This is a genomic window from Halomonas sp. ML-15, from assembly GCF_014779595.1.
Lineage (GTDB): Bacteria > Pseudomonadota > Gammaproteobacteria > Pseudomonadales > Halomonadaceae > Franzmannia.
The window spans coordinates 84,365-105,935 of the sequence record NZ_JACXZT010000017.1; the positions used below are offsets into that span (position 1 = coordinate 84,365).

Consider the following 21,571-nt stretch of genomic DNA (forward strand, 5'->3'; position numbering starts at 1 on the left):
CTCTGGCATGACTGACCCCGCGTCATACGACTACATCATCGTCGGCGCCGGCTCGGCCGGCTGCGTGCTGGCCGACCGGCTCAGCGCCGACGGCCGCCACCGGATACTGCTGATCGAAGCGGGCCCACGTGACGCCTCCTGGACCATCGACATGCCCGCCGCTATGGGCGCCGCCATCGATGGCCCACGCTTCAACTGGCACTATCACTCCGGCCCAGAGCCCCATCTCGACGAGCGCTATATCGCCACCCCGCGCGGCAAGACCCTGGGTGGCTCGTCGTCGATCAACGGCATGGTCTATATTCGCGGTCACGCCCGCGACTATGACCACTGGGCCGCCAGTGGCTGCCCCGGCTGGAGTTACGCCGAGGTGCTGCCCTACTTTCGCCGCGCAGAATCCCACGAGCTAGGTGGCGACGACTACCACGGCGAAGATGGACCGCTAAGGGTCAGCGCCGGCCGACCATACGATCCGTTGGCGCGCGCCTTTCTCAACGCCGGGGTCGAGGCCGGCTATCCCTATACCGAGGATCCCAACGGCTACTGCCAGGAGGGCATGGGCCGCGTCGATCGCACCACCTACCGCGGCCGGCGCTGGAGTACCGCCCGCGGCTATCTGGCCCGCGCCAGGCCGCGGGACAACCTCAGCGTGATCACCGAGGCCCAGGTCGAACGCGTGCTATTCGACGCCGTTCGCGCCCAGGGCGTGAGCTATCGCGTCGCAGGCGAGACCCGCCGTGCCACTGCTACACGCGAGGTTATCCTCGCCGCCGGGGCTATCAATACCCCGCAACTGCTGATGCTATCCGGCATCGGTGCTGAGGAGGCCCTGGCGTCGCATGGCATCGACTGTCGCCATCCACTCCCTGGGGTCGGTCAGCGGCTCAGTGACCACCCCGACAGCGTGGTCGCCTACCATGCCAAACAGCCGGTCTCCATCGCCCCCTGGACCCATGCGCCTCGCAAGTGGTGGCTTGGGGTGCAGTGGTTCTGTCGCCACACCGGACTAGCGGCCAGCAATCAGTTCGATGCCGGCGCCTTCATCCGCTCCCGTGCCGGGGTCGAGCACCCCGATATTCAGCTCACCTTCATGTCCGCGGCAGTACCGCCGGGCTCGGTGGCGCCACTTCGCGAGCACGCCTTTCAGGTGCATATCGACCTGATGCGCCCCACCAGCCTCGGCCACGTGAGTCTGCGCAGCGCCGATCCGGGGGAGGCCCCGGCAATCGTTTTCAACTACCTGGCCAGCCAGCGTGACCGCGCGGATATGCGCAGCGCCGTGCGTCTGGTGCGCGAGATCATCGCCCAGCCCGCCTTTGACGGCCTGCGCGGCGAAGAGATCTCGCCCGGGGCACACATCGACAGCGATGCCGACCTTGACGCCTGGGCGCGGCGCACCACCGAGACCGGCTACCACGCCGCAGGCACCTGCAAGATGGGGCCCGTGGGCGATCCCGAGGCGGTGGTCGACCCCGAGCTGCGCGTCCACGGCCTGGAGGGGCTGCGCGTGGTCGATGCCTCGATCATGCCGCGCATCGTCAGCGGCAATACCAATGCCCCCACGGTGATGATCGCCGAAAAGGCCAGCGACATGCTGCTCGGCAACGCTCCCCTGCCGCCCAGCGAGGCAGCGACCTGGATCCACCCCGAATGGCAACATCGGCAACGCTAGAGGCTCCCATGCACGACGCTCTACGCCTGGAAATCCGTCACCACCAAGCCCTCGGCGAGCGCCTATACCGACTCGACCTGGCGGCAAGTGACGGGGCTACCCTGCCGCCGGCCCCGCCGGGAGCGCACCTGGCACTCACCCTGCCCGACGGGATGATTCGCCACTATTCGCTGCTCGATGGTGCCGATGACGGGATCTACCGCATCGCCGTGCTCCACGAGCGCGACTCCCGCGGCGGTTCGGCATGGCTCGCCGAGCAAGCCATGCCGGGCACCAGGCTGATCGCCAGCGGACCACACGACCGCTTTCCCCTCGATGAGCACGCCACGCACCACTGTCTGGTCGGCGCTGGGATCGGCATCACCCCGCTGGTCGCCATGGCGCGACGCTTGCACGCCCTGGGTGCCAGCCGCGAGCTGCACTATCTGGTCCGCCATCGTCGTCAGGCGATCTTTGCCGCAGCGCTGGCGCCGCTCTTTCCGCCCGGCAAGCTGCATCTGCATGTTTCCGGGGAGCAGGGGCGCCCACGACTCGAGGCGCTTTTGGCGGCGCCTAGCGCCACCTCCCGCGTCTATGCCTGCGGCCCCGCCTCGTTGCTCGACGAGTTGGAGCATATCGCCACCGAATGGCCAGCAGGCTGTCTGCGCCTGGAGCGCTTCCATAACGCCGCCACGCCAAGCGACGCCCCTCGGGCCGCCTGCGAAGTGATTCTCGACGCCAGCGGCAAACGCTTCACGCTGGCCCCGGACCAATCCCTTATCGACGCCCTGGAGGCACACGGCGTGGCCCCGCCACGCCTGTGCTGCGAAGGCGTCTGCGGTACCTGTGCCACGCCGCTGCTGGAGGGCGACGTGGAGCATCTCGACGCCGTGCAATCCAACGCCGAGAAGGCCCTAAACGACCTGATCTACCCCTGCGTGTCGCGTCCCCGCGGACCGCGTCTCGTTCTTGACCTCTAAGTGGAGCCCCACATGCCTCATAGCCACCACGACTGGCAACGTCTCGCCGCCGAGCTGACAGCGGACGGCCGCGCCTTCATCGACGGCCAGCGCCAGGCGGCCCAGGCCGGCGACTGGCTAGACTCCCTCAACCCCATGGGCGGCCCGCCCGTGGCGCGCATTGCCGCGGGCACCGCCGCGGACATCGACCTGGCCGTGGCCGCCGCCCGCCGCAGCTTCGCTGCCGGCGACTGGTCGCGGGCCGCACCTTCTGAGCGCCGCCAGGTTCTGCAGGCAATCGCCGCGGGGCTGCGCGTGCACGCCGAGACGCTGGCCCTGCTCGACTGTCTGGAAGTTGGCAAGCGCATCGACGAGGCCCTCGACGATGTCGAGGAGTCCGCCCGGCTGTTCGACTGGTACGCCGAGGTGCAGGACAAGTGGTATGACGCCCTGGCCCCGTCGCCGCCGGGCGTGCAGGCCAGCATGCGCCATGAGCCGCTGGGCGTGATCGGCGCGGTGGTGCCCTGGAACTACCCCCTGCACAACGCTTGCGTCAAGCTGGCGCCGGCGCTGGCCGCCGGCAATAGCGTGGTACTCAAGCCCGCCGAGGAGTCATCGCTGTCGGCGCTGCGCCTCGCCGAGCTGTGCGAAGCCGCGGGTCTGCCGCAGGGGGTGATCAATGTGGTGCCCGGGCACGGCCACCAGGCCGGCGAAGCGCTGGGCCGAAATGCCGACGTCGATGCCATCGGCTTCACCGGCTCCAGCGAGATCGGCAAACGCTTCATGGTCTATGCCGGCGAGTCCAACATGAAACCGGTATGGCTGGAATGTGGGGGCAAGAGCCCGCATCTGGTGTTCGCCGATGCCGGGGATCTGGAGGAGGTCGCCGATGCCGTGGCCGCTGGCATCTTCACCAATGCCGGCCAGGTATGCTCGGCACATTCGCGGCTGCTGGTACAGCGCGAGCTGGCCGAGCCACTGATCGAGGCGCTCTGCCGTCGCGCCGAGTCACTGATCATGGGTGACCCCCTCGATCCTGCCACCACCCTCGGGCCGCTGGTCAGCCAAGCCCAGAACGACAAGGTCTGCGACTACTTGCGCCTGGGGCGCGACGAGGCGACGCTGGCCTGCGGAGGCGAGCCCCGCGAGGCGGACGGCGGCCGCCTGTTCGTGGAGCCGACGATCTTTGCCGACGTCACTCCAGGCCGCCGCCTGTTTCGCGAGGAGATCTTCGGCCCGGTCCTGACGGTAACGCCTTTCGACGACGAAGCGCAGGCCGTGGCACTGGCCAACGACAGCGATTACGGCCTGGCGGCCTCGCTGTGGACCTGCGACCTGGGGCGTGCTCACCGCCTGTGTGATCGGCTGCAGGCCGGCACCGTCACGGTCAATGGCGTGGATGCCGTGAGCCTGCAGACCACCTTCGGCGGGTTCAAACAGTCGGGCATCGGTCGCGACTACGCCCTCGCCGGTATGCAAAAATACATGGCCGTCAAAACGCGCTGGATTCAGTATTGAGTCCCTGACAGGAGTTCTCCATGCAAGAGCACGACGTGTCGCGTCCCATTCTTGAGGCCAGTCCACGCCAGCAACTCGCCGCCGCCTTTCGCTGGCTGGCCCGCCTGGATATGCACGAGGCCACCGCCAATCACTGCAGCCTGGCGCTAGACGAGCGACGTTTCCTGATCAATCCGCTCGGCTATCACTTCTCTGAACTGCGCGCCAGCGATCTGCTCGAGGTGGACCGCCATGGCCAAGCGCCTGCAGGCATCGATCCCACCGCCTGGGCGATCCATGGTGCCATGCACCGCCAGGGTGCACATATTGGCTGCATCCTGCACAGCCACTCGCCCTACGCCACCGCGCTGGCCTGCCTGAAAGAGCCCCATCTGCCGCCGGTGGAGCAGAACAGCATGCGCTTCTTCGAGCGTCTCTACGTCGATCAAGGCTTCGACGGCATGGGCCTGGCCGACGAGGCCGAACGCCTCGGCGGGCTGGCCAACCGTGCCTCGGTACTACTGCTCGGCAATCATGGCGTGGTGACCACCGGCGCCGATGTCGCCGAGGCCTTCGATCGCCTCTACTACTTCGAGCGTGCCTGCCGTACCTATCTGATCGCCCGTGCCAGCCATCTGCCGCTCAAGCCGGTCAGCGACGAGGTGGCGCGCAAGACGGCAGCTCAGTGGGACGACTACATGGCCCAGGGAGCGGCCCAGCAACACTTCGCCGCGCTGCTGCGCATTCTCGACCGCGACGCCCCCGACTATCGCCACTGATGCGCACACTCGACCTATCCGATGGCGCCACATCACCGCCGCCCTACCGGCTCAAGCTGATGCTGATGCCGGCGTTCTCCTTCGCCGGACTGGGGACCATTCTGGATAGCCTGTTCATCGTCAACTGGCTGGCTCAGGAAGCGCGCTTCGAGTGGCAACTGCTGGGCCTGGAGGAGAGCGTCACGGCCTCCAACGGCACACCGCTGGCGGTAGAGAGTGAGTGGCCGGCACCGCATGCGCTGGACGAAGTATGGGTGCTGGCCAGTTTCGCCACCAAGCGCTATCGCGACGACACGCGCCTGGCCATGTGGCTGCGCCACTGTGCGGCCGCGGGTGCCAACCTCGGCGGCATCGAGGTTGGCAGCGATATGCTCGCCGCCGCTGGGGTCATGCAGGGCCATCGCGTCGCGATGCATTGGGACAATCGCGAAGGCTTCAGCGAGCGCTATCCACAACTAGAAACCAGCAGCGAGCTCTACTGTCTCGATCACGACCGACTGAGTTGTGCCGGGGGCACTGCCATCGTCGACCTGATGTTCGCCTGGTTGGCTCGCCATGTGGAACCGCCTCTACTCGAGGAGCTGCGCAACCATCTCCTCGAGCGTCGCCAGCGCGACGGCGCCCGCCAGCAGCTGGCCGCCGACCCGCTCCACCATATCGAGACGTCGGCCCAGATTCGCCGCGTACTCCGCCATATGCGCCGCCACATCGAAACACCGCTGAGCACGGCCGATCTGGCCAATCATGCCGGTCTTTCGCCGCGTCAGCTGGAGCGTCGCTTCAAGCAGGAGTTGGGGGTGACACCGATTCGCTACTATCTGTGGCTGCGCATTAACCGTGCCCACCGTCTTCTGCAGCAGACAGAACTCAGCGTGGCCGCCGTCGCCAGCGCCGCCGGCTTCGCATCCCTGGAGCATTTCTCACGCAGCTATCGACGTTTTTTCGGCTGCGCGCCCAGTGCCGATCGCCTGCAGTCACCCGAGGCACCGGTGCTGCCGCTGCGCTACCTGCCCTACCGTCGTCGCTGAGCCACAGCCTCTACCAACGGACGGTTTTTAGGCGCGGCTATTCCTTGGGGACGCTTGAGCCTTCTCGACAATTTACCTAGGATGCTAACTTTCCCTTCACGCGAGGTCGCTCGCTCAGGATACCCATGCCCCGCCAGGATGCGCCGCCCGCCGCCACTCGCCACGATTCGCCCTCGCTGCGTCAGGTGATTGCCGGGGTCGCTATCCTCGCCGGACTGATCTGGCAGATCCTGCTGTTTACCGGCGCGGCCGTGACGTCGCTGCCGGTGGGCTATCTGCTGTGGTGCTCGGTCGTGCTGCTATGGCGCGACATCCCCACCCGCTCACGGCGCCAGGCCGGGGTGCTGATCGCACTGGGAGCCGGCATGCTGCTGGTTGCCCGGCTGGGATACGCCACCGAGGTGGACTGGCCATGGATCCTGGACGGTAATACCTACGTGGTGGCGATGCTGGTGGGCGTGAGCTTCATCAGCCTGATCGGCAGCCAAAGCCCCAGTCGTACCGGCACCCGCCTGACCGGTTGGCGTGGCGTGCTCAGCACCTGGTTCAGCGTTCACCTGCTCGGATCGATCCTCAATCTTTCCACGGTATTCATGGTGGGTGACCGACTGCGCGGCCTCAATCCGCCGGCTACCCAGCCAGCCAGCGCCCCACTTAGCCCGCCTCAGATACTGGCCCTCAATCGCGGGCTCTCCAGCGCGGCATTCTGGTCGCCGTTCTTCGCTTCGATGGGTGTGGTGATGAGCCTGGCGCCGCAGATGAATTTCCTGTGGATCCTCGCTTTCGGCCTGCCGCTGGGGGTGCTCTCAGGCCTGTTCACCAGCATGGAGCTGAATCGCCGATTTGACCTCTCCACCACCCCCGGCTTTGCCATGTCGCCGGCCAACCTGCTGATGCCGGTGGCCATGGCGAGCCTGGTGATGCTGTTCCACTATGGCCTGACGCCGGGGCTGTCGATCGTCAGCATCATCACTTTCCTGCTGCCGGCCGCGGCGCTGGCGACCAACCTGCCCCAGGGGCTGCGCTGGACTCGGCGACGCATCGTCGAGCATACCCGCCGCCGACTGCCAAGCATGCGCGGCGAGATCTCGCTATTCCTCGCCGCGGGTCTATTCACCCAGGGACTGTCGACGCTGATCGCCGCCGTAACCGGGGGCAATTGGGTGCTGTTCGAGCACTTCGGCGCCACCCAGGCCATGTTGAGCTATGCAGCGATCGTGGCCAGTGCCATCGCCGGCCTGCACCCGATCATCGGCGTCTCGACGCTGGCGTCGATGCTCGACCTCGAGGGCAATCGCTATACGCTGCTGGCGTTCGTGGCGCTGGCCTCCTGGGGGGTGGGTACCGCGGTAGGGCCGCTGTCGGGGATCAATCTCTCGCTGCAGGGGCGCTATGGCGTCAGCGGCTACCGCACCATGCGCCTCAACGCCCCCTATGCCGCCGTGATGTCACTAGCAGTGCTGGCAGGCATACTGCTGCTGGACCATCTCTTGCCGTGATCAATCCGACGCGCGGGCAAAATAGCGATGGCCGCACTTATGGCAGGGCTCGATACGGGTCACCGTCTCCAGCGTCACCACGGCGTCGCAGTGCACGCAGGCCATGAGCCCCGGCGCGGCAATCTCGCCTTCGCAGTAGTCGGCCTGGGCCGCCTCGAGATCATCTTCGAGGCGCTCGCGGTCGACGACACTGCGGTCGGCCACCGACAGCAGCGCCTCACTGACCTTGCGCGACAGCATTGCCAGATCGATGCCCAGCCAGTTGGCCACGCTGTTGCCACCGGCAGCGAGATAGCGACGCATGTCCTTGAGGTCACGCTCGACCCAGGCGCGCAGCAGCGACAGCTCATCCTTGGTGAACTCCTCGAGCTCGGCCTCGAACTCCACCGCCTCATCGAGATCTTTCTGCAGCGCCTCCCATGACAGCTCGTCGGCGCCCTCCTGGAGTCGTGCCAGCATGCGTTCGTACCCTTCGCGCAGGCGATGCTCCTGGGAAGTCTTATTGTGATCGCTCATGATCTGCTCCTTGAACGCGGACGAATGAACTGTCTTCATCATCCTCAATATTAGCGCTTGGATGCAAACCGCACGAGCCAAGATGCGCGGATTGCAGTGCCTCCTCACGGGCGCGCAAAGCCGCCCAGCAGACCACACAAAGCCCCAAGTAGCCGCTCAACCCTCGCAGGTCGCGCAACATCGATTGGGTCAGGCCAAAGGTGAAAAATGCCAAGGGCACCATCATGCCGGCCACGGCCAGCAACTGCAGGTCGGTTCGCCGCCCTGCTCGCCGCAACTTTTTCCAGAAAAGGCCGAAGGGAATGACGTAGAGCAATAGCAGGCTCGCAACACCTAACAGGCCTCGTCTGGCTGCCGTGTCAATGGCTTCGTTGTGCAGCTGCACGTGGATGATGACCCTATCGTAGACCCTGCCGGCTTCGGCCAGCTCCCTCAAACCCAGCTCGGTATGCCGCTCACCGTAGCCGAACAGCGGCTTCTCACTGACCATGATCGCACCGGCTCGCCACAGCTCCAGCCGCATGCCGAGCGAGTTGCCGGCACGCCCCTGTTGCCAATAGCGATGCGCGTCCTCGGAGATGTGTCCTAGACGCTCTCCGACCCCGCTCTGCGGCAGTATCGCCACCGCCAGCACCACCACGGTGAGACAACCGGCCCCGAGCCGTAAATAGCGCCTCGGCAGCAGATCACGCGCCGCGCGATACACCAGCAGCATCACAAAGGGGAGCGCGACCCACCCGCCCCGAGTGCCCGACAGCAGTGATGCCAGCAGACCGAATACGGCCGCCAGCATTGCCAGTACCATCAAGATCGCATAGTGAAACGAGCGGTGACGCCAGCACCAAAGCACGGCCAGCGCTGCCAACGAGCCAAGCAGCAGCGAGAGGTTACCAAAGGGAATGGCATTGATGCCGTTGCTGGCGCGCTCGAGCCCGAGCAGAAAGCGCTCATAGAGTGCCACAGCACCCACGCCCAAAGCGCCCACACCTACGCCCCACCACAGCATGCGCGGATTGGGTGGATAACAGCGCAATCCCACCAACAGCAACGCCGCCAGCAGCGGCCACAGGGGAAGCAGGCGTGGCCCGGCGCCATGCACCATTGGCCAGTGGCCGGAACGCCAGACATCGGCGAGCCAGATAACGCCGTATACGATCAGTGCCAAACAGAACCAGGCGTCGTCCCGATCCAAGCGCTGGTACTGGCTGCCACGAGCCGTCGCCGCAGCCACCCCCAATACCCCGAGGCCGGCAACTGCCACCCAGCGGTAGGCATCGGGAATCAACACCAATAAGGCGATGAAAGCCAACACCAATAAGCTGTTGGCACTCCCAATGGCACGTTCCAGCATCAGCGACATGTCGATCCAATAGCGTCGGGGCGTTTCAGCATCAACCTCCAGGCAAGCAGTACAACTTCCTTCAGCACTCGCCAAGCACTCTGCCCGGCGCCCCTACCACTGCAATCTGTTCCAAGAGCAACGCAAGCGCCATCTTGTCGCGGTACTGCCAGATTGGCAATCGGCCGGCTCAGCCGCCCAGGTCTCGAACGATGGCAGCATGCACATCCCCGAGACGGTCAAAGCCATCTGGGTAGCGCAGGAGCCTAACCGGCACTGCGCGCGCCACGCGAACCAAATGGTTGAAGCGCTCCCGCTGAATGGGCATGGCCTCGAGCAAATGGTTGAGGAAAGAGAGCTTGGCGAGCTCTGCCACTGCCCTGGCAGGCGGCAATGTCTCGATGGAGGGAGGCTCGCCACCACCTCGAGCAAGCAGATAAATTGCACCAACGGGAAGCGTATCGGGATGAAAGCAACCAAGATCGTCCACTGGCACGCTCAGCTTGGTAAATCCCGGATGAAAGCGAGGATACGGCTTGTTGTTGCCCTTCGCAAAACGCTGCAGCTGCTCTGGGGTCAACTTGACCTGAGGAAAGGCCGAACGGCACGTGACGCCATTCTCCTGTACTTCAATGGCGGCAATATCGTCTGCGATCAAGGGAAAGCCCGAGGTCACCATTGAGGTCACCATACTACTCTTACCGGCTCCCTTGTGCCCTAACACCAGCACGGCACGCCCGCCAACGGCCAAGGCGCCAGCGTGGAGTGCGATAACACCCTGCTGCTCCAGATAGCACGCCATCACGTGCCCCAGCAGCAAGACATCCACCATGTAAGCCAACGACGCATCCGCCAAACGACACTCGATCTCGCCCTGACACATGATGAAGTCGGCAACCTGCGGGAAACGCATCAGCCATGTCGCTGCATGGATCTCGAATAGCTGTACGGCGGGTTCACCTTGCGCGTTCAGGCTAGGGCTGAGGTACAGCGTCTTGCCCGTCGCTGCCAGGGGCTCGGCTTCGCGGCAGGTGAAGACAAGCTCAGCGGCAGTATCCTGCGAAGCATTCGCCATCGGCGTGGACAACTCGCTATCTGACAGCGTTTCATAGCCGAATAAACGGAATCTTGGCACCACCATCTCCCAAGCAGGGTCTGAACAAGGTTTGCGCAGCTAAGCCCCAGGCGGAGCCTAGGCCTCTACTTCCCGATAGTGGTGCGCTTGACGCCTGAAAAGTTCGCAGTAGATGCCTTCTCGCTTGATCAGTTCATCATGAGTGCCTGACTCACAGATGACCCCCTTATCCATCACATAGATATAATCGGCCATCCTGACAGTCGAGAGGCGGTGGCTGATCACCAACGCTGCGCGATGATCAATACGCTCTCGGAAATTCTCGAAGAGCTCGAACTCCGCACCGGGATCCAGTGCGCTGGTAGGCTCGTCGAGGATGATGATATTGGATCGATGCATGAACGCCCTGGCAAGTGCGATCTTCTGCCACTGGCCAATACTCAATTCCTGGCCATCATCGAACATCCTGGTGAGTGGGGTATCGTACTGACGCTTTAACGTTTCGATAAACGGCGCCGCACCGGCATTGATGGCTGCCGTTCTGACCGCGGGGGTATCCTCAGGCTCGCGTATATCGCCGAAGCGGATATTGTCACGCACGCTGGTTGCGTAATGCGTATAGTCCTGAAAAATCACACTGAACACGCGGCGATAATCCTCGAGGCCAAATTCACGCACATCGATGCCATCCAGCGTGATGCGGCCAGAGCTGGGGTCGTAAAGACGACATAGAAGCTTGATCAGCGAGGTCTTGCCTGAGCCGTTGGCACCTACCAGTGCCACGATCTGCCCTGGGCGAATGGTCAAGTCGATATTGTGCAGCACCTGGCTATCGGTGCCAGGATAGCAGAATCCCACGTTCTCGAAACGCACGCCTTCACGGGGCGAGGCGGGCACCTCGCGCGGCTCCTCTGGCTCGGCGATGGCAGGCCGAATATCCAGAAACTCGAATAGCAACCCGACGTAGAGATGGTCCTCGTAGAGCTTGGAAAGCTGCTGAACCAACTCCTGCCCCATGGATTGAGCACGCTGAAAAATCAGCAGGAACAGCACCAGGTCGCCAACGCTGTTGCGCCCTTCCGCGGTTTGCCAGGCAAGAAAGCCCAGCGAACCGAAAAAGGCCACCGAAGCGATACTGGCCACGACCATCTCGACGCTGGTACGACGCTTGGTAATCGCAAGCTTCTCACCACGAATGGTGCTACGCAGCTTGGAGTACTGGTCGCGAAGGTAATCGCCCAACTGGTTGAGTCGCAGCTCCTTGGCGTTGATATCGGACGTCATCAGCCAATCGAGGTACGCCGCGCGACGCTCCATCTGGGTACGCCGCCGCTGCCACTCGTACAGGTAGCGGGTAAAGTAGATCCGCACCAGCAAGGCCGGTACGATCGCGATCAACAACACCGGCAGCAACAACCAGTTGATGGTCATGATCAGCACCACCACGGCCGCCAGCATCAGGCTGTTCTTGCCCAGCATCATCAAATTACTGGCCACCTGGGCCGGACGCTGATTGCCGGACTGGCGCGCTCGCTCCAGCGTATCGTGGTAGAGCGGGCTTTCGTAGAAGGCAAGATCGGCACGCACGGCGCGCGAGTGCACCTCACGGTCGACGTAATCTGCGACCATCATGCCCTGCGCTTCGCGGGCCAGTCCCGACAGGCTGCGTGCAGCAATGAACGCGACCGTACTCGCCCCGGTCAATGCGACATAGAGCAACACATTCGACAACCCGCCGGGGTCACTCTCACTGCCCAGCATCTGGGTGACAACGTCTACCAACTGCTTGAGGAGATACAGCACCGCCAGACCAAACAACACCTCCAGTGCCATCAGCAAGGTACTGAGCACCGTCCACTTGCGGCTGCTCTTCCACAGCATGGGCAGAATGCGGCGCAGCGTCAGAACGGGAGCAAGTATCTTATCGGTCTGGATCATGGGTGGCCGCCATCAGACAAGTTCATTTATGGGCGCTTCCAGAAGTCAAGCGAACATAGGATTCGCGAAACGGGCGAGTCACTCGATAAAGCCACTGCCACCCGGGCGGTAACGGCCAACTCTGGTAGTCAGCATAGCTGGGGCGAAACAGGCGCGTCCATCCCAGTAGTTTCCAGCTCAACCAGCGACGTGCATCGGTTTGCCAACTGAAAGAGAAATCTGGCGTTGCCTTCTGACGGCGCATGGCGAGCTCGACCTGATGGTCGCCCTGCATGGCCTTCAAGGACATGGTCAGCATCTCCTTACCAGGCTCCGAAAGTGCTTTTCCCTCCCACAGCTCGGGGTCTGCCAAGGTGTTGAACAGTTCGAGTGAAGCTTCCACGGTGGAGCGGAGATTGCGCCGGTCGGCGCAAGCCATGACCGCCTTGAGATCGAAGCTCGGATGCCGCTGGATAGCATCCATATCAACTAGCCAATGCAGGTGAGACCAATAGTGCTTGGTGTGATGCCAGCAGATATAGACGAACAGCTCCTCCGTGGGCATCACTGAGATATAGTTTTTACCAACGCGCATTGGCTCGGCCGCCGCCAGGACTTGGCGAGAATCATAAATCGAGCCGATGTTGTCGATACGCTGGTGAAACTCGATGGCAATCCGGCGCGGCGACACAAGGGTGATGACCTTCTGCACCCGTGAGACGAAAGCCAGACTGTTAGCATCGCCCTTCAGCGCTTCGGGATCCAACGGGGTATAGCCCTGGCTCAACGCATGGTCGAGCAACTCGGCCATACGCTCACGGGGCACCAGAATGTCGATATCCTGGCAGAAGCGCATGGCCGGCTCGTCGTAATACCGCGTGGCCAGCGTCGGTCCCTTGAAGAACACGTGCTGAAGTTCGAGTGGGCCCAGCAACTCCTTTACCAGGTCGCGCAGCGCTGCCGTCACGTTCAGGTTGTATTGCAGAACGCTGAGCGAATGCAGCTTCATGGTTTCCAATCGTTCTACAGACAATGACGGCGGAGACAGCTTGCGCAGGTGACGATAGACCAGTGGCAGTACGAAACGCTCCTGTGCACGGCGAGTAAACAGCTCCCAATCGGGAATCTCATCGCAAAGTGCCAGTGCGGCGCGCGCCTGGGCCTCAGTCAGCTCGAGCCTGGCGAGCAGGATCAATAGCCGCAAGCATGGGTCCAACCTAGCTGGCACGCCGAGCGTTACCGTCATGACGAGCGTTCCTTACTGACCATGGCGTAAATCTCCATCCACAATGGCTTCTTATCAAAGGCTTACGTTATTTTTCATCATTCCCTGGTACGAATACGCCTCATCTCATCACCGCGCCATCTCTAGCGTACTTGAGTATGCCACGGACGCTGTCATGGTGTGGGATGGAAGATCAGCGAGGCCCTCCATACGCCGACTATGTTAACAGTCTAGTGACAAAATAACAGCCCGCCAGCCATACATAGCCGCCCCACTTCCAATCCTCATACATCCCATCATATGGGGAATCTCGAGCATCGCCGGTTTTTCAGATGAGAGCAGACCACCCATCCCATCGCCCAGCCGTTAACATAAACACACATTTTGCGCTGTCAGCATTGCCCCCATGTCAGCGCTTCTGCTAGGTTAGATTCATCATCAACAGAACACCCCGCGTGCCATCGGATGGCACGACGGCCAGGTTCTCCACAAGGAATACCTTGAGCGGCCATGAACGACGCTAATTCGAGCCCAGACGCATTCTGTGACACCGAGCATACGTTCAAGCTGCAGTTGCCGTGGCCTGTGCCCGCCTTCGGCTCCCCGGACGAACACGTGCCCGAGCTTGACCCTGCGTTCCGTTTCATGCCGGACGTTACCAAGGCGATACTGATGGGCTTCGCCCATAACCGCCGCGTTTACCTGCATGGCCCCCATGGCAGTGGCAAATCGTCACATATCGAACAGGTCGCGGCGCGCCTCAACTGGCCCTGTATACGCATCAATCTCGATGGCCACATCACGCGCGCCGACCTGATAGGCCGCGACATGGTCGTGATACGCGACGGCAAGCAGATCACCGAGTTCGTCCCCGGCATCCTGGTGTGGGCCCTAGAGCGCCCGGTGGCTATCGTCTTCGATGAGTACGATGCAGGGCGCCCAGACGTCATGTTCGTCATTCAGCGGCTGCTCGAGAGCCATGGCCGCCTCACACTGCTGGACCAGAACCGTGTCATCACGCCCCACCCCGCCTTTCGCATCTTCGCCACCGCCAATACCGCAGGCCAAGGCGACGCCACGGGCCTCTACGCTGGCACGCAAGCGCTCAACCAGGCCCAGATGGATCGCTGGCATGTGGTAACGGAGCTTGGCTACATGCCCCCCGAGCAGGAGTGCCAGATACTCCAGGCGCGCCTGCCCTCGCTCGACACCTCGATCATCGAGCGCATGGTGACCTTCGCCGGATTGACTCGCCACGCGTTCCAGCAAGGCGATCTCTCTTCGCTGCTATCGCTGCGCACGCTGATCTCCTGGGGAGAAAATATCGCCCTGATCGACGACACGGAAGAATCCCTGCGCCTGGCCTTCGTGAACCGTTGCGACGACACCGAACGCCCCCTGGTCGCCGAACTCTACCAGCGCTGTTTCGATGCTGAGTTGCTGCGTGGCACGGCCCATGTCTCAAGTATCTACTGACAGTAACCGCGCAACTGAGCTGATCTCAGCTTGGTCACGCACCTATGCTGCCGGCCACCCCACCGCGGTTTCTCTGGGTGCCGCTGCACCAGCGCATACTTGCAGCCGCGGTGAGGCCGATGCACTGGCTGCCTGGCGACGCTGGCACACTCCCCAACAGGATGCGGCATTCAGCGAACAAGAGTGGCAGTGGTATGCATTGCTCGAGCGGGCCAGAGTCGAGACGCTTGCTCGGCAGCACCTACCCGGCATGGCCAGTAACCTGATGAGGGCAGATGCCATTGCGCCCACTGACCACGCCATGGCATCCCTTTATCAAGCCTCACGAGCCATTTTTGCTGGCCAGCACTATCGCGCACCGATTCTGGAAACCATCACGAACAAGCCGCCCAACCGCTTGGCGTGGCTGACAACGTTGCTGCCAACTAGCAAAGCTGACAACGGCCGCCATGCCGCGCAAGCGCTTTTGCTGGATGACGATGTCGTAGCAGCGTTAACCACCGCCTCGCAGCACCTGGCGCAGGGGCATGCCTTCGCCGAGACGGTCGCCCCGATCGTACAGCGCATTGCGAATTACTATGCCGACACCCCGCACGGCCAGATCACCCTGCACGGCAACTCGCGCCGTGGCGCTGAACAAGAGCATCCCGAGGCCAAGCTGACCACCGCAGGGCCGCCACCACAGCCGGCTGATGACGAACAGGCCGAGCGGACCGATCGTCAACAAGGCTATGCAGTCTATTCTCGCGCCTGGGATGAGCAACAACCGGCCAGCTATTGGTATCGCAGCACAGACGCTCCGGCGTTGAAGCAGCTTGACACCCCTGACCGAAGACGCATTCGTCAGCTAGCCCACCGCCTGCAGCGACGCCTGATGGCGGCCCAGCTACGCCACTGGTCGTTCGACCAGGATGAGGGACGCCTGGATAGCCGTCGCCTGGCCAGATTGATCGGCGACCGCCCCAGCCAGCGAGTGTTTCGCGTCGAACGGGAAGCGCCGGTCCCTGAAGCCTGCGTCACCCTGTTAGTGGATCAGTCAGGCTCAATGCGCGGCGAACGCAGGCGAATGGCGGCGATTGCCATCGACCTCGCGGTGCATACCCTGGAACTGTGCAAGATTCGTTGCGAGGTACTGGGGTTCACGACACGCTTCAATGCAGACAATCCGCTGGTCCACCAGTGGCAGGCTACCCCGACCCCGAAGGCGCCTGGGCGACTGAACGCGATTCGCCATATCATCTACAAGACGCCGGAGCAGCCGTGGCGCCGTGCACGCCAGCATCTGGGACTTCTGTTGCGCGAAGAGCCGGGCCACGAAAACATCGACGGTGAAGCCCTTTACTGGGCAGCCAAACGTCTGGCTCGTCAACCCCAGCCGCGCAAGGTGCTGATCATGCTCTCCGATGGCGCCCCTTACGATAAAGCAACGGCTCAAGCCAACGGCCGTGAGTTTCTCGAACAACACCTCAGGCGCATCATCCAGGAGGTCGAACGCAGCCCAATCAGCTTGGCCGCCATTGGAACAGGTCAGGATGTCGCCCGCTTCTATCGACAGGCATTAACGGTGCGCCGTCCGGAAGCCGTTGCAGAGTCACTGTTCGAGCAGTTGGGTGACCTTCTTACCAACGTTGAGATAAACGAGAGAGAGCCATGAGCGCCATCGCTGGTCTTGTTCAGATTGACGGCCAAGCCGTTGACCGAGACACCCTGCGGCGCATGCAGGTATTGCTGACACCTTACGGCCGGGACGCCCAGCAAAACTGGCAGCAAGGCAGCAGCGGCATGCTGCGTACGCTGCTGCGTACCACGCCAGAAGACAGCCTCGATCGTCAGCCACTGGTGGAGCTAGCCGCCGACACGGTGCTGGTCTTCGACGGCCGCCTGGACAATCGCGACGAGCTCGCCTCGGCGCTAGGGCTGACACCGTCGGATATCGCCCTGATGGCCGATAGTGACCTAGCACTTCGCGCCTGCCTGCACTGGGATATCGACACTCCCAAGCATTTGCTGGGGGACTTTGCCCTGGCATGCTGGCAGCCCAGGCGGGGACGGATGTGGCTGGCTCGCGATCCACTGGGCGTCCGCCCGCTGTTCTGGTATAAACGCAACGACCTGTTTGCCTTCGCCACTATGCCCAAGGCGCTGTTCGCCATCCCTGGGCTTAGCAAGGCTATCTGTGAAGAGCAGCTTCACGATTACCTGTGCATGCTACCGATGACCGGCCCAGCCTCCTTCTTCAAGGAGGTCTACCGCGTGGAGCCTGGACATATCGTGGTGCTGAAAGATGGCCAGGTCAGTACTCAGCGCTATCATCGCTTCGATCCGAACCATGAGATCCACTTCGACAGCGACCAGGAATACGTGGACGCGCTGCGCGAGCATTTGAACCGCGCCGTGGCTTGCCGACTGCGCACTGCTGGCCCAGTTGCCACGCACCTAAGCTCGGGAAAGGACAGCACGACCGTTACTGCCTTTGCTGCCCAGCAATTAGCCGAACAGCAAAAGCCGCTCATCGCCTACACCGCCGTACCACGCGAGAATTTCGACGGTCCGGTACCCAGCGGCCGCCATGCAGATGAAGGCCCTGCCGCACGCACGGTCGCCGATCGCTTTCCCAACGTTGAACATGTCCTGATTCGTACCGACGGCACCTCGCCGCTAGATCATCTCCACGAAACCACAGAAATGCTCGATCGGGCGCCACTCAATGCCTGTAACGTGGCGTGGGCAGCAGCCATTCGCGAAGACGCCACCAGGCGTGGCGTCAGAGTGCTGCTGTGCGGCGACAAAGGTAACTTGAGCATCTCGTATGACGGTATGCCCTATTTGCCTCACCTGTTGCGTGCTGGACGCTGGCCAACACTGTGGCAGGTCTACCAGGATATGAAGCGCCAATATCCCACCATGACCTGGCGTCAGATGGTAAAGTTTTCCACTGCCCCGCTCCTCCCCCGCCCGCTGTGGCAGGCATTCGAAAAGTATCGCAACCGGGCCTGGAAGCTCAACAAACACTCCGCCGTCAGTCCCCGGCTATCGCGCGACCTCAATACCCGCAAGCGTGCCAGTGAACTGGATTTCGACCTGACCTACCAGCCACCCGCCAACGGGCGAAAGTACCGCATCAACGTGCTCTACCTCACGGACACCGGTGAGTACAATGCCGCCGCCAACGTTGATGGTATCGAGTATCGCGACCCGACTGCCGACGTCCGTCTGATGGAATTTTGCCTGGCGCTACCCGACTCGCAGTACCTGAAAGACGGCGAGCCGCAGTCGCTGCTCAAGCGGCTGATGGCAGACATGCTCCCTGACGAAATTCTACATGCCAAGACGCGTGGCCTGCAGGCTGCCGACTGGTACGAACAGACCGAGCAGGCCTTGCCCGAACTCCGCGAGGAACTCGAGCGGCTCAAGGCGCATAGCAGCGCCAGCCACTTTCTGGACCTGGATGCCCTGGAGCAGGCCCTGGATGAGTGGCCGAAGGAGGGGTGGGCTACCCCCGAGGTCGAGAGGCGCTATCGCTACAAGCTGCTGAGGGGGTTGTCGGTAGGGACCTTCATCCGCTACGCGGACGAGGGCAATGAGTAACCGAGTGTAATAAAGAGTGGTAGATGAGTATCCAACCTCTCGCTATACTGTCGGAGTTGCCACTCACTCCGGCAACGCAACTAAAGGATGAATCTCATGAATCAGATGGATCGCAAACCCTATGCTACCCCTTCCGTTGAGGAACTGGGTGCTCTGAAAGACATCACCGAATCAGGCGGCTTGCCTCTCGCAGACACCCCTGGAGGCTCTGACGGCACCGCCAACAAGCCGGGCTCCTAAGCTCAGCCTGCGGTAATGTCTAGATAACTAGCCGCATATTGCCACTTAGTGGCAATATGCGGCTCTTATTAATAAGATATATCGCACCAAAGGCTGCTTCAGGCACTATTTCATTGATGTCGCACCCTTCAACCACTCGAGTATGAAACAATGTCATCACCCACGATTTCTACTACTACTCTACTCAAGCGTAATCCCGACATGGTGGCGGCCAACATCGACGGAGATGTCGTGATGATGGGCGTAGATCAAGGGCAGTACTATGGCATCACTGGCGTAGGGTCACGTGTATGGGAGCTGCTTGAGGAGCCAATCTCCATTGACGGCATCACCGACGTCATCTGCCAGGAATACGAGACCGATCCGGCAACATGCCGCGAAGACATGTCAAAATTCGTCAATGATCTGATAAAGATCGACTTGATTGAAGTCGTTGAATAAGGCCATTACTACGTGGCGACCTACTTCCAGACGTTGCAGACAGGGTTCCTGAAAAAAATCAGGCGCAAGGCGATCAGTTTCTTGCGCCAGCCTGGCTTTGCCAAACGTTGGTTCCCTCTGCTTTGGGTGCTGCTGGGATTGAGCAGAGTGGCGATTTTGCTGTTTTCCTTTCGCCGCCTGGCCCCTTATCTCGGCCAGCCAATGGGTATTGCAGCCTATATCCCACTACTGACGCCCAAACAGGAAGCAAAGGCGGCACAGATCGGCCAGGCCATCAGACTCGCTGCTCGATACACGCCCTGGGTATCCAACTGCTTTCCCCAAGCCGTTACCGCCCGCCTGGTGCTGGGCCTCTATGGCATTCCCTACTCGCTCTATTTCGGTGTCATGCGCGAACCGGAGACCCGCGAGTATAAGGCCCATGCCTGGGTAGCGACCGGCCGCGTAGCGATAACCGGCGGCTACGGCTTTAACCTTTTTACCGTCGTCGGGTGCTACTCCTCCCTGCCACCCCAGGGCCAAACCCGGCGTTAGCCAACCTCCCCCGATACTCATACACTACTGAGCACACTCGCCGAGACCGCCTGGCGTCGGGCAAGCGCGTTCGGCCTGTTTTTTTCACGCCACATAACCGAGCAAAGCCAGCTTCTGTCCAGGACCTAGCATTAAATGCTCAATGAAGCCTCACTACTCTCCCTCGCCCTTTCGTAACAATAAGACACAGACCTTGAGAGTGTGACTCACCTTAAAGCACGGTTTTTCCTAATACCTAAAAATAACATTTAAAATCAACATATTACAACAACACCACTAGAGTGAAACTCGAGCAATGAGCTTGCCGGTAGAGTCGCTAGCGGCTAATATTCTACAAGAATGTAAGCAGATGTATCCGGGGAGTGACGGTACATCAAGCGCATTCTGACAGAGCAGCAGGGGTGGAGTGTCCATCAAGGTAGATCGTCTCAACAGCACCATGGAGTAGTCGCATGAAAACTGACAAGAAAGAAGTGTATGTTTCACCGGTGCTAATCTCGCTGGGTTCGCCTTCTGAAATCACTCAAGGCGGCGACCTGCCAAACGCAGACACCGTTGGAGGCCAGAACAATACGGCTTATAAGCCCGGTTCCTGATATCTAGCCATCTAGCACATTGCGCACTACACAGTATGCAGTGACAAGCTGACCATTACCGTGTAGTGCGCACGTTTATTGTCTGTCAAATATCATATTGAAAAGCGCCGCATGACGTACTTAGCGCTTCCATAGAGACTCCCACCCAAGCCCTTTGAAGCTTGGCCCAGTAGTCGCCTCAGAGAACACGATACTGTTGTGTCGTGCATTCCACTCCATTATCTTGGCAGTCTCTTCACGATCAATCGCAATATCCCATCCAATGCAGCCCAGGTGAGGAAATCCCTGATGCAGACGGCTGCACATCGCCGCAGCATGATCAAAGCCAGGAATGCGAATGTGGCTGAATGACGTGCCTGTATCAGGATGTGACTCGACTCTACGCCAGTCGGGCATGAAGCCGCACGACCATAGTGTCCCACTTGCGAGATCGACTGGTACCCTGATTTCACTTACTGCCCTGACATAGCGATCACCCGCCCTGCCCAACCTGAGGTCCGCCGCTCGCAACTCGACACCGCCATCCTGCAGCTTAGCGGTGGTAAGCCTGAGCGTAGCGGTGGAATTGGGTGTCAGCGTATCGAATATCTCATGTTGAATCACCGGACGCTGGAAAACCCCATCGGGTAATCTCCCCAATGTCTCAGGGCTGATATCGCCTTTTTCAAGAATGCGAATGCCTTGGCCCTGAAAGGAACGGTCAGGCTTGAAGAAGACACGCTCATCTATCTCGAACAGCAGATCGACCAAGGCAGCGGCGCTCACCACGGAATAGTCTGCAGCATAGCCTATCCCATCGATGAGATAGGCAATATCCGGGAGATCCGTTGAGTTCAGCAGACGGTTGGTCAATGTCTTGGTATTGGTCGCCTGACCGACTTGGCCATTCTTCGCCGGCAACACCACCATTTGATAGTAATCACCAGGAATCCAGCCCTCGGCGAAATTACCCTTTACCGCGGAGTAGACCAGTAACCAGGGAGCGAAGCGCGTGCTGCCCAGCACCTCTTGGGCATAGTCGCGGGCCTGACGCTTGACGGCTGCGCTCAGCGCTCCGCTTTTCTGCTCGACATTCGCCAGCAGTGTCCGTGCCATCCTTGCGTGCTGGGCATGACACCGCTCGCGCTGCACGCGTTGCGCAACCTGCTTCAATATGCGCTTGATCGAGGCCGATGCCATTAGCTTGCCGGGCCGCCGAGCAAGGCGACCAT

Annotated in this window: 19 protein-coding genes; 13 read left to right on the forward strand and 6 right to left on the reverse strand. The window is 61.5% G+C overall.

The genetic code is table 11. From position 1 onward, the window contains the following. Positions 1–7 precede the first annotated feature (7 nt). The 6 genes from IEI94_RS09990 (at position 8) to IEI94_RS10015 (ending at position 7,413) form a co-directional block, all read left to right on the forward strand. Positions 8–1,672, forward strand: a complete 1,665-nt coding sequence (locus tag IEI94_RS09990; RefSeq protein WP_191167161.1) for a choline dehydrogenase — start codon at positions 8–10, stop codon at positions 1,670–1,672. An 8-nt stretch (positions 1,673–1,680) separates the two neighbouring features. Continuing rightward, positions 1,681–2,631 carry a PDR/VanB family oxidoreductase gene (locus tag IEI94_RS09995; protein ID WP_191167162.1) on the forward strand — a complete coding sequence of 317 codons (951 nt, stop codon included), beginning with the start codon at positions 1,681–1,683 and terminating at the stop codon, positions 2,629–2,631. A 12-nt stretch (positions 2,632–2,643) separates the two neighbouring features. Further along, a complete protein-coding gene (locus tag IEI94_RS10000) occupies positions 2,644–4,128 on the forward strand; it encodes an aldehyde dehydrogenase (RefSeq protein ID WP_191167163.1) in 1,485 nt (494 codons plus the stop codon). A gap of 20 nt (positions 4,129–4,148) precedes the next feature. Continuing rightward, a complete protein-coding gene (locus tag IEI94_RS10005; RefSeq protein WP_191167164.1) occupies positions 4,149–4,886 on the forward strand; it encodes a class II aldolase/adducin family protein in 738 nt (245 codons plus the stop codon). Beyond that, positions 4,886–5,914 carry a GlxA family transcriptional regulator gene (locus tag IEI94_RS10010; protein ID WP_191167165.1) on the forward strand — a complete coding sequence of 343 codons (1,029 nt, stop codon included), beginning with the start codon at positions 4,886–4,888 and terminating at the stop codon, positions 5,912–5,914. The genes IEI94_RS10005 and IEI94_RS10010 overlap by 1 nt, the downstream gene beginning before the upstream one ends. Before the next feature lie 125 nt (positions 5,915–6,039). Next, positions 6,040–7,413, forward strand: a complete 1,374-nt coding sequence (locus IEI94_RS10015; RefSeq protein ID WP_191167166.1) for a hypothetical protein — start codon at positions 6,040–6,042, stop codon at positions 7,411–7,413. Here IEI94_RS10015 and IEI94_RS10020 read toward each other — a convergent pair whose 3' ends face one another. The 5 genes from IEI94_RS10020 to IEI94_RS10040 all read right to left on the reverse strand — a co-directional run bounded on the left by IEI94_RS10020 (position 7,414) and on the right by IEI94_RS10040 (position 13,506). Beyond that, on the reverse strand, positions 7,414–7,929 hold the full coding sequence (locus tag IEI94_RS10020; protein ID WP_191167167.1) for a zinc ribbon-containing protein: 516 nt from the start codon (positions 7,927–7,929) through the stop codon (positions 7,414–7,416). Further along, the gene (locus IEI94_RS10025; RefSeq protein ID WP_191167168.1) at positions 7,913–9,289 is read right to left on the reverse strand and encodes an O-antigen ligase family protein; all 1,377 of its coding nucleotides are present in this window, start codon (positions 9,287–9,289) and stop codon (positions 7,913–7,915) included. Before IEI94_RS10025 ends, IEI94_RS10020 begins: the two co-directional genes overlap by 17 nt. A gap of 169 nt (positions 9,290–9,458) precedes the next feature. Continuing rightward, positions 9,459–10,403, reverse strand: a complete 945-nt coding sequence (locus IEI94_RS10030; RefSeq protein ID WP_191167169.1) for a hypothetical protein — start codon at positions 10,401–10,403, stop codon at positions 9,459–9,461. Between the two features lie 57 nt (positions 10,404–10,460). After that, entirely contained in the window at positions 10,461–12,281 is a 1,821-nt protein-coding gene (locus IEI94_RS10035; RefSeq protein WP_191167170.1) for an ABC transporter ATP-binding protein, read from the reverse strand. A 22-nt stretch (positions 12,282–12,303) separates the two neighbouring features. After that, positions 12,304–13,506, reverse strand: a complete 1,203-nt coding sequence (locus tag IEI94_RS10040; protein ID WP_191167171.1) for a nucleotidyltransferase family protein — start codon at positions 13,504–13,506, stop codon at positions 12,304–12,306. Positions 13,507–13,995: 489 nt separating this feature from the next. On the opposite strand from IEI94_RS10040, the gene IEI94_RS10045 reads away from it, so the two are divergent. The 7 genes from IEI94_RS10045 to IEI94_RS10075 all read left to right on the forward strand — a co-directional run bounded on the left by IEI94_RS10045 (position 13,996) and on the right by IEI94_RS10075 (position 20,360). After that, on the forward strand, positions 13,996–14,961 hold the full coding sequence (locus IEI94_RS10045) for an AAA family ATPase (RefSeq protein WP_191167172.1): 966 nt from the start codon (positions 13,996–13,998) through the stop codon (positions 14,959–14,961). Beyond that, positions 14,942–16,615 carry a cobaltochelatase CobT-related protein gene (locus tag IEI94_RS10050; protein WP_191167173.1) on the forward strand — a complete coding sequence of 558 codons (1,674 nt, stop codon included), beginning with the start codon at positions 14,942–14,944 and terminating at the stop codon, positions 16,613–16,615. The genes IEI94_RS10045 and IEI94_RS10050 overlap by 20 nt, the downstream gene beginning before the upstream one ends. Beyond that, positions 16,612–18,549: an asparagine synthetase B family protein gene (locus IEI94_RS10055; RefSeq protein ID WP_191167174.1), complete on the forward strand. Its 1,938-nt coding sequence runs from the start codon at positions 16,612–16,614 to the stop codon at positions 18,547–18,549. Before IEI94_RS10050 ends, IEI94_RS10055 begins: the two co-directional genes overlap by 4 nt. A gap of 96 nt (positions 18,550–18,645) precedes the next feature. Beyond that, the gene (locus tag IEI94_RS10060) at positions 18,646–18,789 is read left to right on the forward strand and encodes a hypothetical protein (protein WP_191167175.1); all 144 of its coding nucleotides are present in this window, start codon (positions 18,646–18,648) and stop codon (positions 18,787–18,789) included. 150 nt (positions 18,790–18,939) lie between these two features. After that, positions 18,940–19,230 (forward strand): PqqD family peptide modification chaperone, encoded by a 291-nt coding sequence (locus IEI94_RS10065; protein ID WP_191167176.1) that lies wholly within the window; start codon positions 18,940–18,942, stop codon positions 19,228–19,230. A gap of 12 nt (positions 19,231–19,242) precedes the next feature. After that, positions 19,243–19,764, forward strand: a complete 522-nt coding sequence (locus tag IEI94_RS10070) for a lasso peptide biosynthesis B2 protein (RefSeq protein WP_318153387.1) — start codon at positions 19,243–19,245, stop codon at positions 19,762–19,764. Positions 19,765–20,216: 452 nt separating this feature from the next. Further along, the gene (locus IEI94_RS10075; protein ID WP_191167177.1) at positions 20,217–20,360 is read left to right on the forward strand and encodes a hypothetical protein; all 144 of its coding nucleotides are present in this window, start codon (positions 20,217–20,219) and stop codon (positions 20,358–20,360) included. A 120-nt stretch (positions 20,361–20,480) separates the two neighbouring features. Here the strand turns inward: IEI94_RS10075 and IEI94_RS10080 are convergent, their stop codons facing one another. Continuing rightward, the gene (locus IEI94_RS10080) at positions 20,481–21,539 is read right to left on the reverse strand and encodes a sugar-transfer associated ATP-grasp domain-containing protein (protein ID WP_191167178.1); all 1,059 of its coding nucleotides are present in this window, start codon (positions 21,537–21,539) and stop codon (positions 20,481–20,483) included. Positions 21,540–21,571: the final 32 nt, after the last annotated feature.